Here is a 12,832-nt window from a genome sequence, read left to right as displayed (position 1 = left end):
GAGGCGAGCGGGGGCACCGAACACCTGTTCGGGCCGGCTGGGGGCGAGTAGCGTGGGGTCATGGTGGCCGATGTGATCCTGATCAGTGGACCCCCCGGTGCGGGCAAGTCGACGGCGGCGCATGCGCTGGCGTCGACCATCCGGCCCCGGGCCGTCCACCTGCACTCCGATGACTTCTGGCGATTCATCGTGTCGGGGTCCATCACTCCCTACCGGGCGGAGTCCGATGCGCAGAACCAGACCGTGATGGTCGCCGTGCGGCAAGCCGCGTGGGCCTACGCCCAGGGTGGCTTCACCACCGTGGTCGACGGCGTCGTCGGCCCGTGGATGCTGCATCACTTCACCGATGGCGCACCCGACGCCTCGGGCCCGGCACCAGACCTCAGCCCGAGACTGCACTATGTGGTGCTGCGGCCAGCCCGGGACGAGACCCTGCGCCGCGCGCAGCAGCGCACCGGCCCCGACGCGCTCACCGATGCCGACCCCGTGCTGTCGATGTGGGACCAGTTCGCCGAACTGGGTCAACTCGAGCGGTGCGTGATCGACACGTCGGCGAATACCCCGCAGCAGACGCTGGCCGTGGTGCGTGACGCCGTTGCCTCGGGCGCCTACCTGCTGCCCGGCTGAGCCGCAGCCCTCAGCTGAGCTTCTTGCTCGCCAACCAGTCCTTCGCGATGGTGGCCGCGGGCAGTTCCTCCTTCACCGAGCGGCCGTTGAGCCCGATCAGGTCTTCGGGGGTCATCGCCGCCGAGATCTTGTTGATCACCGCGGCGGCGGCCTCGTCCACGTTCTTCGAGGCGACCGGCACGACGTGTGAGGCGAGGAACAGGCCCTTGGTGTCGGTCAGCGAGACCAACCCGTTGGCGGCGATCGTGGGGTCGGCGGTGTAGATGATCGCGAGCTGGATGTCGCCGTCCTTGAGGGCCTTGACGGTCAGCGGGCCGCCGCTGTCTTCGATCGGCTTGTATCCGACCGTGACCCCGTAGGTGGCCTTCAATCCCTTCGGCCCGTTGGGGCGCGATTCGCCCTCGGAGTTGCCTCCCATGGTCATCGGGTCGGTCACCTTCGCCAAGTCGTCAATGGTGGTCAGCCCCCACTTGTCGGCGAACTCCTTGGTGACGGTGTAGGAGTCCTGGTCGGTGGCCGGCGACTGGTCGAGCACCCGCAGCCCGTCGGGGGTCGCCTTCTGCAGCGCCGCGTAGACGTCGTCGGCGAGGCGGGCCTTGGTGTCCTTCACCCAGTACTGCAGCAGCGGGCCGCTGTACTCGGGGAACAGGTCGATGCGCCCCTGCTCGATGTCGGGAACGTAGGCCTCGCGCTGGCCGGTGCGGAAGTCGCGACGCACCGTGCGCCCGGCGCCCTCGAGAGCCTGAGCGTAGATCTCGGCGATGATCTCGTTGGAGTAGTAGTCCTGCGACCCGATCACGAGGGCGGCCGAACCACCCGAACCGGACGAGGAGCTTTGCCCGAGCGGGTCCTGGGAGCCACAGGCGGCCAGGGCGGCCACCCCCGCGAGCGCGAACAGCGAACGGCGGGCGAGAGGGGGAACGGTGGTCATGGGCGGATCCTTTCGGGGTGGGTCACCCGTTGGGTGACGAGTCGCTGGCAGGCTGCCAGCAGCAGTTCGAGAACAAGGGTGAGGACGAGCACCAGCAACGCTCCACCGAGCATCTGCGCGTAGTCGCGGGTCTTGAGGCCCGCGAACAGGTAGCGCCCGAGCCCCGTGTCGGAGGTGTACGCGGCCAGGGTCGCCGTGGCGACCACCTGGAGGGTCGCGGCGCGCAGGCCACCGATGATCACCGGCAGTGCCAGGGGCACCTCGACCCGGCCGATCACCTGCAGCGGGGTCATGCCGATGGCCTTGGCCGCACGCGGCAGCGCCGGGTCGACACTCTGCACACCCGAGTAGGCACCGGCCAGCAGCGAGGGAATGGCCAGCACGACCAGCGCCGCCACGGGCGCCCCGAGCCCGATGCCCCACCACAGTCCGAACAGGGTCAGCAGGCCCAGGGTGGGAATCGCGCGGGCGCCGCCGACCAGGCCGCCGATCAAGGCCGAACCGCGACGGGTGTGGCCGATCCAGACGCCCAGCGGAAGCGCGATCACGGCGGCGATCAGCACCGCCACCGCGGTCACGGCCAGGTGCTGCCCCAGCCGCGTGGGAATGCCAGCGGCGCCCCGCCAATGGGCGATGTCGGTGAGCCACGTGATGGCCTGCGAGAAGAGGTTCATGCCGCCACCCGCCTCGTCCAGGGTGTGAGCAGACGCCCGACCAGCACGAGCAGCCCGTCGAGCAGCAGGGCCACGACGACGGTCCCTATGACGCCGGTGGCCACCTCGCCGGTGATGCCCCGCTGGAAGCCGTCGGTGAGCAGGGTGCCCAGGCTCGAGACGCCGATCAGGGCCCCGATCGTGACCAGGCTGATGGTCGACACGGTGACCACCCGCACGCCCGCCACCAGCACCGGCAGAGACAACGGCAGGTCGACCCGCCACAGCAGACTGCGCGGAGAGTAGCCGACGGCGATCGCGGCCTCGCGGGCACGGTCGTCCACCGAGGCGAAGGCGTCGGCGGCGCTGCGCACCAGCAGTGCGACGCCGTACACGGTCAGCGCGATCACCATGGTGGCGGGGGAGCGCAGCGGCGTGCCGACCAGCGCCGGAATGATGATCAGCAGCGGCAGCGCCGGCACCGCGTACAGCAGCGAGGCGGCACCGAGCAGGGGCGCGCCAACCCGGGGCCGCACGTGGGCGAGTCGTCCGATGGGCACCGCGATCAGCACACTCAGCATGATCGCGGGCAGGCTCAGCACCAGGTGGTCGAGGGTCAGCGACACCACCTGCGGCCAGTTGAGGCGCAGCCAGTTCACGGGCGATCACCCAGCAGGCCGACGGGTCGTCCGTTGCCGTCGACGACGACCGACCGCCCGTCGACGTCGGTGGTGGTCAGGGTGCGTTCGGCGCGGTTGGCGCCGATGAAGTCGCGGACGAAGTCGTCGGCCGGGTGCGCGAGGATCTGCTCGGGCGTGCCCTGCTGGGCGATCTGGCCGCCGTGACGCAGCACCACGACGTCGTCGCCCAGGCGGAAGGCCTCGTCGATGTCGTGGGTGACGAACACGATGGTCTTGCCCAGGTCGGCCTGCAGCCGCAGCAGTTGGTCCTGCAGGTCGCGCCGCACGATGGGGTCGACGGCGCCGAAGGGTTCGTCCATCAGCAGGATGTTGGGGTCAGCGGCCAACGCCCGGGCCACGCCCACGCGCTGTTGCTGACCGCCCGAGAGCTGGGTGGGATAGCGCCGGCCGACCTCGCGAGGAAGCCCGACCCGCTCCAGCAGGTCGAGGGCCTGCCCGTGAGCCTGAGCGCGCGGGGTGCCGGTGAGCATCGGCACGGTGGCGACGTTGTCGACCACGGTGCGGTGGGGGAGCAGCCCGCCCTGCTGCAGCACGTATCCGATGCTTCGCCGCAGCTTGACCGGGTCGCTGGTGCGCACGTCGACACCGTCGATCAGCACCCTGCCGGCACTCGGGTCGACCATGCGGTTGACCATGCGCATCAGCGTCGTCTTGCCCGAGCCCGACGAACCGACGAGCACCACGGTGCGGTGGCTCGGCACGGTGAGCGAGAAGTTCTCGACCGCCACGGAGCCGCCTGGGTAGGTCTTCGACACGTTGTCGAACTCGATCACGGGGGGATCCCTTCAATCGGCTGGGTTCAGCAGGCTACTGTCTGCCGGGAAACTGTATGCATCGAATCGAGATAATCACCAGACCCAGTTGGGTGGTGTTCACGCAGGGAGGAAGCGCATGGTCGAACTGATGATCCTGGGCTTCCTCGCGGACGGGCCACTGCACGGGTACGAGCTTCGTCGAAAGATGGAGCAGTTGCACGGATACGCCCGAACCATCTCGGACGGCACGCTCTACCCGGCGATCACCCGAATGATCGCGGCGGGGCAGGTGCGCGCCGAGGACGAGGTGGGCGTGCGCTCGGGTGCCCGCCGGCGCCTGCACGTCACCGACACCGGGCTAGCCCGGCTGCGGGAACGCCTGCGCACGGCCGATGGCCACGACCTCAGCGACCTGAGCCACTACATCGTCGTGCTCGCCTTCCTGTCGCACCTGCCCGACGAGGACGAGCGTCAGGCGGTGCTGCGGCGCCGACTGACGTTCCTCGAGGGCGCCGCCAGCTTCTTCGTCGAAGGGGACGAGCCGGTGCGTTCGTCCGATCTCGACGACCCCTACCGCCAGGCGATCACGTCGCTGGCGCGCGCCACCCGGGCGGCCGACCTGCGCTGGCTGCGGGGTCAACTCCCCGCCGACACCGGTATCGACGAAGGAGATCGACCATGAGAGCAGTGGTGCTCAGCCAACCCGGGCCCGTGGAGAACCTGGTGCTGACCGAACGGGAGCTGCCCGAGCCGGCGGAGGGCTGGGTGAGGATTCGGGTGCGTGCGTTCGGGCTCAACCGCTCGGAACTGCACACGCGGTTGGGACTGGCCGAGGGAGTCACCTTCCCGCGGGTGCTCGGCATCGAGGCCACCGGCACCATTGATCGCGACGACTCCGGCACCCACCCCGTGGGCACCCAGGTGGTGACCATGATGGGCGGCATGGGCCGCACGTTCGACGGTGGCTACGCCGACTACACGTGTGTGCCGCTCGACCAGGTGATCCCGTTCCGGTCGCCGCTGGGGTGGGGCGTGCTGGGCGCCGTGCCCGAGATGCTGCAGACCGCGTATGGGTCGCTCTCCGTCGGGCTCGACGTGCGGGCGGGGCAGACGCTGCTGATCAGGGGCGGCACGTCGTCCGTCGGCCTGGCGACCGCGGTTCTCGCCAAGCAGCGCGGGCTGACCGTGCTCGCGACCACCCGCTCGGCCGACAAGTCGTCGGTGTTGCGCGACGCCGGGGTCGACCACGTGATCATCGACGATGGGCAGATCGCCACTCAGGTGCGTGAGGTCGTGCCCGACGGGGTGGACGCCGCCCTCGAACTGATCGGCACCCCCACGCTGCCGGACACGCTCGCGGCCACCCGGGTGCACGGCGTCGTCTGCTTCACCGGCATGCTCTCGAACCAGTGGACGGTGCCCGACTTCTACCCGATCGGCTACCTGCCGCGCGGGGTGCGGTTGACGGCCTACGCCGGCGCCGCGCACGACCTGCCAGCCGACGTGCTGCAGACCTACCTGGACGACGTCGCCGCTGGTCGCGCGGTGATTCCGCTGGATCGAACCTTCACGATGGACGAGATCAGGGCCGCTCACGCGCTGATGGAGTCGGGGCAGGCCCGGGGCAAGCTGGTCGTGGTGACCTGACCCGACGTGACCTGACCGGTCGCGGAGCCCTCAGCCCAGCTGACGCTCGAGGAAGGCGACCACGTCACGCAGTTCCTGCTCGATGATGGTGTGACCCATCGGGTAGTCGTGCAGGTCGAGGTCGAGGTGCTCGGGAGCCCACCGCAGGGTGGCGTTGGTCTTCTCGGGCGTGATCACCTGGTCGGCGGTGCCGAAGGCGACGAAACCCGGCAGTTGTCGGCGCGCGAGGTCGGCGTCGCGGCTCGGGCCGCCGTTGAACACGAACCCCGACAACGCGACCACGTAGGCGAACCGCTCCACGTCGGTGCGCACCAGCTGCAGCGAGGTCGCCGCCCCCTGACTGAAGCCGAGCACGCCCACACTCGCAAACGTCTCGGGGCGCGCATCGAGCCAGGCGAGCACCCCGGCCACCGAGGCTGCGATCTTGGTGGTGTCGGTGTCGTAGCCCGGCGTCACGTCGAACCAGCTGCGCCCGCCGTTGGGCCACGGCAGCGGTCCGGGCAGGCTCGCGAGCGTGAGGTCGGCGGGAAGGTGCGGGGCGAGACCGATCAGGTCGTGCTCATCGCTGCCGACACCGTGCAGCATCAGCAGCAGGTGGGAGCCGTCTCGTCCGCCCTCGGCGTCGCGCCACTGAACGCTGGAATCGTCGATGGGATGGATCGTCGTCATGGCAGTGACAACGCGGGACGCCGCCCCCTCATTCCACGAACGGTGACAGGATCGAGGCATGGCCGACCTCCCCTCGCCCCGCCTCGTCGTCAGCGGCTACCACCTCACCGACGACGAACGCGCCGCCCTGCTCGCCCTCGAACCCCGCACGCTGGTCGTCGACACCTGGGACGACATCACCGCGCCGTTGGACGAGGTGACCGGGGTGGCCGGCCCCCTGGGCAGGCCGCTCGACGCCCTGCCGCGGCTGACCTGGCAGCACAGTTGGGCGGCAGGGCCAGACTCGTATGTCAACGACGACCTGCGGACGAGTGGCGTCGTGCTGACCTCGGCGGTGGGCAATGGCGCGGTCCCGCTGGCCGAGCACGCGATGCTGCTCATGCTGATGCTCAATCGCGACGCGCTGCGCTGGGTCGACAATCAGCGAGCCCACCGGTGGGAGCGGTTCAGCCATGGCGAACTCGCCGGGTTGACCCTCGGGATCGTGGGGCTGGGGCACTCCGGCGCCGATCTGGCCCGCAAGGCGAAGGCCTTCCACATGCGCGTGATCGCGACCCGGCGTCGTCCGGAGTTGTCGGGGGACGTCGACGAGGTGCGTGGCGCCGACCAATTGCCGTGGCTGTTGGCCGAGTCGGATGTGGTGGTCGTCACGGCCCCGTTGACGGACGAGACCCGGTGCATGTTCGGCGTCGAGCAGTTCCGGGCGATGAAGCCCACGGCCACCTGGATCTGCTTCTCGCGCGGCGGGATTGCCGACGACGACGCCCTGCTGCAGGCCCTGCGGGAGGGGTGGATCGCCGGCGCCGGTATCGACGCCCACGGTGTGGAGCCGCTGCCGGCCGACAGTCCGTTCTGGGACGCACCGAACACCATCATCACTCCCCACAACGGCGCGACCTCGCACCAGACTCCGCGCCGGGGGGTCGAGATCTTCCTCGAGAACGTGCGTCGGCATGTCGCGGGGGAGGCGCTGGTGAACATCGTCGACCTCGACGCCGGCTACTGACGGATCGCAGCATGCACGCAGTGTTGGCCGCCGGTCCGCGCCACTCGGTGGGTCTCGGGAGCGGCGGCACCGTCGTCGCGGCCGGCGACCGTGACGCAGTGGGACGCGGATCGGGCTGGTCGGGACTGGTGTCGATCGCCGCCGGTGGCGTGCATCGTGCGCCGAACACCGGACGATCCCACACCGTCGGCCTGCGCGCGGATGGCACCGTGGTGGCGGCCGGCTGGAACGTCTCACGACAGTGCGAGGTGGGCGGGTGGTCGTCCGTCGTCGAGGTGGCGGCGGGCTGGCGGCGCACCCTGGGAGTGCGGGCCGACGGCACGGTGGTCGCCGCCGGTCGCACGGAGGAGGGCGCCTGCGCCGTCGAGGACTGGCGCGAGATCGTGTCGGTGGCGGCCGGGGACTGGCACTCGGTGGGGCTCCGCGCCGACGGGACAGTGGTCGCCGTCGGCAATGATCGGCGCGGCCAGTGCCGGGTGGGGCAGTGGCGCGATGTGGTGGCTCTGGCCGCCGGCCATCTGCACACCGTCGGGGTGACCTCGGCGGGACGCGTGCTCACCGCCGGCCCAGACCGACGTGGCAGCCACCCAGCGGTGGCGTGACGTGGTGGCGGTGGCCGCCGGCAGTCACCACACCCTGGCGTTGCAGGCCAACGGACGAGTGCTGGCCGCCGGTGACGACGCCTTCGGCCAGTGCCGGGTGGGGCAGTGGCGCGACGTGATGGCCATTGCGGCGGGGGCGGGGCACAGCCTGGGGGTGCGCCGCGACGGCACCGTGCTCGCCATCGGCAACAACGACCACGGTCAATGCACCGTCGGCGGCTGGCGGCTGTGTGCGGATTCGGTTCGGTAGCCCCCACAGTTGCCCTCTCGGGGGCAGAATCCCCGCCACGCGACGGATTCTGCACAACACTCGACGGGGAGCGCAGCCACCGCCGACCGAGCCACGAGCGGCGGACGACAGAGTTTGGTCTGGCCCTTCCGGCGCAAACCGGTACCAAAACATGCGACCCTCAGGAAAATTCCTACGGGTGCCACTCTTTCCTACGGGTTTGCGTAGTGATGGCCTGCGACCCACGAAAGCGGTGATCAGTCCTCGAACTCGATCATCAGGCCCACCATGCGGGCCAGGCTCTCGAGTTCCTCGGTCACGGCGGCATCCACCTCGGGCGGCCACGGTTCGTCCCGATGCACCGCGTGCACGCGCAGGAAACCACCCGAGCGATCCGACTCGGCATCGACCTTGCCCACCAGCCGATCCCCGCTGAGCACCGGGAGCGCGAAGTAACCCCAACGTCTCGTGGCCGCCGGCTTGTACATCTCGAGCGTGTAGTCGAAGTCGAAGAGTTCGTCCATGCGCTTGCGGTCGAAAACCAGCCGGTCCAGCGGCGAGATCACCGCGACTCGTCCGGCGAAGGCGTCACCCGCCACCTCACCCGTCACCGCATCGGCCAGCTCGGGATCGACCCGCCATCGTCCGCGCACACCCTCGACCACCGCCTCGACCCCGACCTCGCCGACGTCGTTGGGCTCGGTGGGGGTGCGGGTCGCCGATCGTCGCGCGACCCCTAGAGCCGCGAGCCGCCGCTCGGCCCGCACCCGGAGCGCCTCGTCCATCGGCAGCGCCGGCACGTCGGGATACACCCGCTCGGCGAGGTCCCAAACCCGTTCGCGACCCTCCCGGTGCGAGACCGCGACCTGCCCGGCTTCCTCGAGTCGCTCGAGCATCATGGGCACGTTCTTGCCGGAGTTCCACCCGGACGACCGCCACGGCTTCACGAAGTCGATCTCGGGAAGGTCGCGCGCCGCCATCGCCCCCTCGGACCGCAACACCTGGACGATCTCGTCGCGGGCGGCGTGGTTGGCCTCGACCCACGCTGGCGTGGGCAGCGCGTCCATCTCGGCCCGGTACAGGGCGATGTCGTCGGCCGGCCGCAGGAATCCGTGGATCTCGACCAGTCGCCGCTGGTCGAGCAACACCGCCAACTCGTCGGTGCTGAATCCATTCCCGAGCCGGCTCCAGAGCACGAGCTCGACGTTGGGGGCGACGTAGCTGGTCAGGTCGACCTGCAGGGCCGCCAGTCGCTCCGCCACCTCCATCACCGAGGAGGGCCGGGGGTCGTCCAACAGTTGGGCCCGCACCGCGATGCGCCGGGCCTGAGCGACGGTCAGTCGCAGCGAATCGGGCCGCTCAGCCATCGCTCGGGGCTTCCAAGAGATCCAGGTCTCGAACGCAGAACCCGTGGTGCAGCAGGGTCTCGTCGAGCACGACCGCCAGGCACTCACGCACGGACCGACCCCGGGAATGCGCGGGCCAGCCCTCGTCGAGCGGAACGGGTGCCTCCGCCGTGAGGTCGTCGGCCGACACCGTGGCCAGCCAAGCGGCCAGCTCGTCGGTCTGCTCGGCTCGGACAGCGAGGACGTCGTCCAGACGCCACGGCTGCTCGGCCGGGCTGGGCGACGGGGCGAAGGCCGCGCTCAGGCCCAGCTCGCTGAAGGGCTCGGACGACCCCAGGCAACACCGGCGGAACCACGAGTCGTGCACGAACACCAGATGCCGCAAGGTCTGCACCGGTGTCCACTCATCGTTCACGCTGCGCTGCTCGAGCCCCGGCGTTCGGCGCAACCTCTCGACTGTCGCTGCCCATCGGCTCGCCAGTTCGGCCCACGCCGCTCGCAGGTCGTCCGGGTCAGGGGATCGGACGAGCAGCCTCGTGGGGTCGCGCCGGTCGAGCTCGCGCTCGACGAAGCCCATCACCTCGACCCCGTTGACGACGAGGTTGGTGACGAGACCGTCGATGCTCGCGTCCTGCATCACCACCCCGACGAGCGTCGCGCGACTGAGGTCACACTCGCGAAACACTGCGCCCGAGAAGTCGTCATCACGAAACGTGGTCACCGGCGGCAGACTACTGCTCAGCCGAAGTCGACACCCTGCGCGAGCACCACGTGGCCGGAGTAGTTGATCGTCGTGGTCTGCCGGCGCATGTAGGCACGCCAGGCATCCGACCCCGACTCACGGCCACCGCCGGTCTCCTTCTCACCGCCGAACGCACCCCCGATCTCTGCCCCGGAGGTGCCGGCGTTGACATTGGCGATGCCCGTGTCGGCGACCGCGAGGTAGCGCTCCGCCTCGGACTGGTCGCGGGTGAAGATCCCACCCGACAGCCCCTGCGGCACGGCGTTGTGCAGGGCCAGGGCTTCGTCCAACTCGTCGTAGGTGAGCACGTACAGAATGGGTGCGAACGTCTCGGTGAGCACCACGCCCTCCTGGGCGGGCAGGCGGACGAGCGCCGGTCGCATCCACACGCCTCCCCACGCGTCCACGGTTTCCCGCGACCCGCCCACCACGGTGCCGCCCTGGTCGCGCGCCGCCGACAGCGCCGCGGCCATCGCCTCGGCCGCGTGCTCGCTGATCAGCGGCCCCACCAGCGTCGACGCCTCGAACGGATCGCCCAACGGCAGCGACGCGAACGCCTTCTCCAGCCGCAGGCAGACCTCGTCCGCCACCGAGTGGTGCACAATCAGCCGCCGCTGCGAGGTGCAGCGCTGCCCCGCGGTGCCAGCCGCCGCGAACACCATGGACGACACCGCCAGGTCGAGATCGGCACTGGGCGTGACGATGACGGCATTGTTGCCACCCAGTTCCAGCAGCGACCGACCGAACCTCGCAGCCACCCGCGGACCGACCTCGCGCCCCATCCGGGTCGACCCGGTGGCGCTCACCAGCGCGACGCGGGCGTCGTCCACCAACGCCTCACCGACCACCCGGTCGCCGAGCACGAGCCGGTGCACATCGGGGGAGTGTCCCTCCTCGACCAGCGCTCGTTCCAGCAGCGAAGAGCAGGCCAGCGCGCACAGCGAGGTCAGCTCGCTCGGCTTCCACACCACCGTGTCGCCGCACACCAGCGCGACCGCGGTGTTCCACGACCACACCGCCACAGGGAAGTTGAACGCCGAGATCACCCCGACCACCCCCAGCGGGTGCCAGACCTCCTGCAGCCGATGCCCCGGACGCTCCGACGGCATGGTGCGCCCGAACAACTGCCGCGACAGGCCGACCGCCAGGTCGCAGATGTCGATCATCTCCTGCACCTCGCCGAGCGCCTCGGAGGTGATCTTGCCCGCCTCGATCGTCACCAGGTCGGCCAATTGCTCCTTGTGTTCGTCGATGAGCGACCCGAGCCGCTTGACGACGCGTCCGCGCACCGGTGCTGGCACCGCCCGCCACTGCTCGAATGCCGCGTGGGCCCGCTCGATCTCTGCGGCGGCGTCGTCGGTCGCGGGCAGCGAGACCAGGGCTCCGCCCGAGATCGGCGAGCGTGCCGTCAGACTGCCGGCACTCGAGTCGGGCAGGTCGACGCCGCACGCCGACAGGGCTTCGCGGGCGCGGCGGACGAGGGTGTCGTGGTCGGTCATGCGGGCTCCTGGGTGGGGGTGGGGGGCCTCAGCGGCCCGAGCTGGTTGGTGAGGGCGGCCAGTGACTGGTCGCGCTGGCGGGCGTAGAGCTCGAACGGGTCGTGCAGGTCGCGCCGGAGCGCGTCGGCCAGCCAGGCCTCGTCGCGCAGGCTGCCCTCGGCGCCGACGTCACTGCTGCCGGAATCGTCGAGGTTCGAGGCGAAGATACCGGCCGCCGAGCGAGGCAGGAAGTCCTCGTAGACAATGGGGGTCGCCTCGACCCAGCCGCCGTCGATCAGGCCGGCCAGACTGTCGGGGCGCTTCCCATCAGCGCTGGCCCCGGTCGGCTGCACGCCGGTGAGCCGGTACTCGAAGAACCCCAGACCCGCGCGGTCGAGTTCGCGCTCGGACGACGGCAGCGCCTGCCAGGCGGCCAGCTTGGCCGAATTCTTCTCCTGGCCGGCGGCGACCCGCTCGTCCACCTCGACGACGAGCCGGTCGTACAGGTCGCGCCCGGCGCGGGTGAGGGCGACACCGCGCTGCTCGACCTCGCCGAAGCGCACGCTCAGGTGCCCGTTGACCACCGACCCATCGGCCTCCCGGAACCGGCGGGGCTCGGCCAGGGCCTTGAACGAGGTCTGCCGCAGCAGCACGTCGGGCCCCTCCCACCGCGGCGGACCCTGGATCTCGTCGATCATCGTGATGCCGAGCTCGGTCATGCGTCGATACAGGTCGTCGATGTCGAGCACCCGAGGGGTGAGGTGGTTGATGTGGGTCGAGGTGACCCCACCGATGTCGGCCGCGACCCCCGAGACCCGCGACAGCCCCTCGTACCAGGCCCGGTCGACGGGTTCGTCCGACAGTTCGAAGCAGGCCGTCGCCCGACGCAGGAACTCGGCCGCCGGCCCGTGGGTCTCCGACCCGTCGAGCCCGCCGTCACGTTCGGCCCGCTCGGCCAGGGCGACCACCTCGTCGGGGAACAACTCACGACGGTCGAGGAAGGCGTCCAGCTCGGCCTGCAGGTCGGCGTCGAAGTAGCGCCGGTCGTCGGTCACCAGCACCGAGGTGAACACGCGGAACGGGTTGATGGCCAGGGCCTCCCGTGTGGTCGGGCGAAAGGCCGTCGACACGATCGGCAGACTCGTCCGCTCCGATCCGCGCAGGTCGTAGAAGCCCACCGGGGCCATGCCGAGCGCCGCGAAGATCGTCGCCACCCGCGCCAGTTCCCGGGCCGTGCCCACGCGAATGGCGCCGTGCCGTTCGGCCGTCACCCGGTCGATGCGCCCCAGCCGCTCGGCGGTCTCGGGGTCGGCGGCCATCGCGTCGGCGTTCACGGCCGTCGACACGTCGACCAGGGTCGTGTACGCGGGCACCTCGGTGCCGTACATCGCCGACAGCGACCGGGCGAACGCGGCCCGCAGTTCATGGGTGTCCATGCCGTGCACC

15 protein-coding genes are annotated in these 12,832 nt (G+C 70.4%); 6 read left to right on the top strand and 9 right to left on the bottom strand.

Going from position 1 to position 12,832, the window contains the following annotated elements:
* Nucleotides 1-60 precede the first annotated feature (60 nt).
* On the top strand, nucleotides 61-627 hold the full coding sequence (locus ACSDQ9_RS01750; protein ID WP_435142927.1) for an AAA family ATPase: 567 nt from the start codon (nucleotides 61-63) through the stop codon (nucleotides 625-627).
* A gap of 10 nt (nucleotides 628-637) precedes the next feature.
* Here the strand turns inward: ACSDQ9_RS01750 and ACSDQ9_RS01745 are convergent, their stop codons facing one another.
* The 4 genes from ACSDQ9_RS01745 to ACSDQ9_RS01730 are packed head-to-tail and all read right to left on the bottom strand — an operon-like array spanning nucleotide 638 to nucleotide 3,685.
* Entirely contained in the window at nucleotides 638-1,558 is a 921-nt protein-coding gene (locus tag ACSDQ9_RS01745; protein ID WP_435142926.1) for an ABC transporter substrate-binding protein, read from the bottom strand.
* Nucleotides 1,555-2,232 carry an ABC transporter permease gene (locus tag ACSDQ9_RS01740; protein WP_435142924.1) on the bottom strand — a complete coding sequence of 226 codons (678 nt, stop codon included), beginning with the start codon at nucleotides 2,230-2,232 and terminating at the stop codon, nucleotides 1,555-1,557. Before ACSDQ9_RS01740 ends, ACSDQ9_RS01745 begins: the two co-directional genes overlap by 4 nt.
* The gene (locus ACSDQ9_RS01735; RefSeq protein WP_435142922.1) at nucleotides 2,229-2,870 is read right to left on the bottom strand and encodes an ABC transporter permease; all 642 of its coding nucleotides are present in this window, start codon (nucleotides 2,868-2,870) and stop codon (nucleotides 2,229-2,231) included. The genes ACSDQ9_RS01740 and ACSDQ9_RS01735 overlap by 4 nt, the downstream gene beginning before the upstream one ends.
* Nucleotides 2,867-3,685 (bottom strand): ABC transporter ATP-binding protein, encoded by an 819-nt coding sequence (locus ACSDQ9_RS01730; RefSeq protein ID WP_435142920.1) that lies wholly within the window; start codon nucleotides 3,683-3,685, stop codon nucleotides 2,867-2,869. Before ACSDQ9_RS01730 ends, ACSDQ9_RS01735 begins: the two co-directional genes overlap by 4 nt.
* 118 nt (nucleotides 3,686-3,803) lie before the next feature.
* On the opposite strand from ACSDQ9_RS01730, the gene ACSDQ9_RS01725 reads away from it, so the two are divergent.
* Nucleotides 3,804-4,349 (top strand): PadR family transcriptional regulator, encoded by a 546-nt coding sequence (locus tag ACSDQ9_RS01725; protein ID WP_435142918.1) that lies wholly within the window; start codon nucleotides 3,804-3,806, stop codon nucleotides 4,347-4,349.
* Nucleotides 4,346-5,314 carry a zinc-binding alcohol dehydrogenase family protein gene (locus ACSDQ9_RS01720; RefSeq protein ID WP_435142916.1) on the top strand — a complete coding sequence of 323 codons (969 nt, stop codon included), beginning with the start codon at nucleotides 4,346-4,348 and terminating at the stop codon, nucleotides 5,312-5,314. Before ACSDQ9_RS01725 ends, ACSDQ9_RS01720 begins: the two co-directional genes overlap by 4 nt.
* A gap of 30 nt (nucleotides 5,315-5,344) precedes the next feature.
* Here the strand turns inward: ACSDQ9_RS01720 and ACSDQ9_RS01715 are convergent, their stop codons facing one another.
* Nucleotides 5,345-5,983: an alpha/beta hydrolase gene (locus tag ACSDQ9_RS01715; protein WP_435142914.1), complete on the bottom strand. Its 639-nt coding sequence runs from the start codon at nucleotides 5,981-5,983 to the stop codon at nucleotides 5,345-5,347.
* A gap of 58 nt (nucleotides 5,984-6,041) precedes the next feature.
* On the opposite strand from ACSDQ9_RS01715, the gene ACSDQ9_RS01710 reads away from it, so the two are divergent.
* From ACSDQ9_RS01710 to ACSDQ9_RS01700, 3 genes are read left to right on the top strand one after another with little or no spacing between them, the layout of a single operon-like run.
* Nucleotides 6,042-6,989 carry a D-2-hydroxyacid dehydrogenase gene (locus ACSDQ9_RS01710; RefSeq protein ID WP_435142913.1) on the top strand — a complete coding sequence of 316 codons (948 nt, stop codon included), beginning with the start codon at nucleotides 6,042-6,044 and terminating at the stop codon, nucleotides 6,987-6,989.
* Between the two features lie 11 nt (nucleotides 6,990-7,000).
* Complete coding sequence (locus ACSDQ9_RS01705) at nucleotides 7,001-7,591, top strand: RCC1 domain-containing protein (protein ID WP_435142911.1); 591 nt, start codon at nucleotides 7,001-7,003, stop codon at nucleotides 7,589-7,591.
* Nucleotides 7,566-7,841, top strand: coding sequence for an RCC1 domain-containing protein (locus tag ACSDQ9_RS01700; RefSeq protein WP_435142909.1), 276 nt, complete (start codon nucleotides 7,566-7,568; stop codon nucleotides 7,839-7,841). The genes ACSDQ9_RS01705 and ACSDQ9_RS01700 overlap by 26 nt, the downstream gene beginning before the upstream one ends.
* A 236-nt stretch (nucleotides 7,842-8,077) precedes the next feature.
* Here ACSDQ9_RS01700 and ACSDQ9_RS01695 read toward each other — a convergent pair whose 3' ends face one another.
* From ACSDQ9_RS01695 to hglS, 4 genes are read right to left on the bottom strand one after another with little or no spacing between them, the layout of a single operon-like run.
* The gene (locus ACSDQ9_RS01695; protein ID WP_435142908.1) at nucleotides 8,078-9,187 is read right to left on the bottom strand and encodes a DNA glycosylase AlkZ-like family protein; all 1,110 of its coding nucleotides are present in this window, start codon (nucleotides 9,185-9,187) and stop codon (nucleotides 8,078-8,080) included.
* Nucleotides 9,180-9,887: a DinB family protein gene (locus ACSDQ9_RS01690; protein ID WP_435142907.1), complete on the bottom strand. Its 708-nt coding sequence runs from the start codon at nucleotides 9,885-9,887 to the stop codon at nucleotides 9,180-9,182. The genes ACSDQ9_RS01695 and ACSDQ9_RS01690 overlap by 8 nt, the downstream gene beginning before the upstream one ends.
* 17 nt (nucleotides 9,888-9,904) lie before the next feature.
* Complete coding sequence (amaB, locus tag ACSDQ9_RS01685; RefSeq protein WP_435142906.1) at nucleotides 9,905-11,407, bottom strand: L-piperidine-6-carboxylate dehydrogenase; 1,503 nt, start codon at nucleotides 11,405-11,407, stop codon at nucleotides 9,905-9,907.
* A complete protein-coding gene (gene hglS, locus ACSDQ9_RS01680; RefSeq protein WP_435142905.1) occupies nucleotides 11,404-12,822 on the bottom strand; it encodes a 2-oxoadipate dioxygenase/decarboxylase in 1,419 nt (472 codons plus the stop codon). Before hglS ends, amaB begins: the two co-directional genes overlap by 4 nt.
* Between the last annotated feature and the right edge of the window lie 10 nt (nucleotides 12,823-12,832).

The organism is Aestuariimicrobium soli (genome assembly GCF_051192575.1).
GTDB lineage: Bacteria > Actinomycetota > Actinomycetes > Propionibacteriales > Propionibacteriaceae > Aestuariimicrobium > Aestuariimicrobium soli.
The sequence above is the reverse complement of the archived record's forward strand: the minus strand, read 5'-3'. Positions and strand labels throughout refer to the sequence as shown.

Excerpts from the sequence above, each read along its gene's own strand:
- ACSDQ9_RS01750 (WP_435142927.1), top strand. The coding sequence starts at position 61 with ATGGTGGCCGATGTGATCCTGATCAGTGGACCCCCCGGTGCGGGCAAG.
- ACSDQ9_RS01720 (WP_435142916.1), top strand. The coding sequence starts at position 4,346 with ATGAGAGCAGTGGTGCTCAGCCAACCCGGGCCCGTGGAGAACCTGGTG.
- ACSDQ9_RS01705 (WP_435142911.1), top strand. The coding sequence starts at position 7,001 with ATGCACGCAGTGTTGGCCGCCGGTCCGCGCCACTCGGTGGGTCTCGGG.
- ACSDQ9_RS01745 (WP_435142926.1), bottom strand. The coding sequence starts at position 1,558 with ATGACCACCGTTCCCCCTCTCGCCCGCCGTTCGCTGTTCGCGCTCGCG.
- ACSDQ9_RS01725 (WP_435142918.1), top strand. The coding sequence starts at position 3,804 with ATGGTCGAACTGATGATCCTGGGCTTCCTCGCGGACGGGCCACTGCAC.
- ACSDQ9_RS01695 (WP_435142908.1), bottom strand. The coding sequence starts at position 9,187 with ATGGCTGAGCGGCCCGATTCGCTGCGACTGACCGTCGCTCAGGCCCGG.
- ACSDQ9_RS01715 (WP_435142914.1), bottom strand. The coding sequence starts at position 5,983 with ATGACGACGATCCATCCCATCGACGATTCCAGCGTTCAGTGGCGCGAC.
- ACSDQ9_RS01710 (WP_435142913.1), top strand. The coding sequence starts at position 6,042 with ATGGCCGACCTCCCCTCGCCCCGCCTCGTCGTCAGCGGCTACCACCTC.
- ACSDQ9_RS01740 (WP_435142924.1), bottom strand. The coding sequence starts at position 2,232 with ATGAACCTCTTCTCGCAGGCCATCACGTGGCTCACCGACATCGCCCAT.
- amaB (WP_435142906.1), bottom strand. The coding sequence starts at position 11,407 with ATGACCGACCACGACACCCTCGTCCGCCGCGCCCGCGAAGCCCTGTCG.
- hglS (WP_435142905.1), bottom strand. The coding sequence starts at position 12,822 with ATGGACACCCATGAACTGCGGGCCGCGTTCGCCCGGTCGCTGTCGGCG.